Here is a 663-nt window from a genome sequence, read left to right on the forward strand (position 1 = left end):
CAGAGAATCGAACCATCGGGATCAGGCAGCGCAATCCTTGCTCGATGGCCTGCGCAACGCTCGCACCCAGGCCATCACGCGCAATCAGAGCGTGGTGATTCATGGCATCAACGGCGACTGGAGTCAGGGCTGGCGGATCATTCTGGATATCAGCGGCAAAGGGTCGAAAGACAACAGCAATCCGCTGCTGCAAGAAAGTGTGAGCGACACACAGGTGCCGATTGTCGGCAATTGGTCAGTAAGTCGTTACGTACGCTTCAGCAGTCTGGGGCAACCGCTGATGCCCGGGCGGGCGTTTCAGGCAGGGACATTACATGTCTGCTCGGCTCGCGAGCCGGTCAGCCAGCGCCAGATAGTGCTGGCGGCGACCGGTCGTGTGCGCCTGAACAGCCAAGAGGCTGAGCAGGCGTTGTGTCAAAAGATCAAAAGCGTCAGATCGAACGCACGCGCAGCTCTTTAGGCATCGAGAACGTGATGTTCTCTTCACGCCCGGCCAGTTCATCGGCACCGGTGGCGCCCCAAGCCTGCAATTGCTGAATCACGCCACGCACCAGGACTTCCGGCGCGGAGGCACCGGCGGTAATGCCGATACGCTCAACGCCATCGAACCAGCTCTTTTGCAGGTCTTCGGCACCGTCGATCAGGTAAGCCGGCGTGGCCATG

The 663-nt window shown here is 60.0% G+C and carries 1 protein-coding gene and 1 pseudogene; one reads left to right on the plus strand and one right to left on the minus strand.

What is annotated here, in order from left to right; all coding sequences use genetic code 11:
* Positions 1 to 460, plus strand: a 460-nt coding sequence (locus BK660_RS30005) for a GspH/FimT family protein (protein ID WP_123436396.1), incomplete at its 5' end; no start/stop codon positions are given.
* Here BK660_RS30005 and ispH read toward each other — a convergent pair.
* Positions 432 to 663, minus strand: a pseudogene (ispH, locus tag BK660_RS30010) (4-hydroxy-3-methylbut-2-enyl diphosphate reductase); the annotation flags it as partial. The gene BK660_RS30005 and the pseudogene ispH sit on opposite strands and share 29 nt — an antisense overlap.

Source organism: Pseudomonas brassicacearum (assembly GCF_003732265.1).
Taxonomy (GTDB): domain Bacteria; phylum Pseudomonadota; class Gammaproteobacteria; order Pseudomonadales; family Pseudomonadaceae; genus Aquipseudomonas; species Aquipseudomonas brassicacearum_D.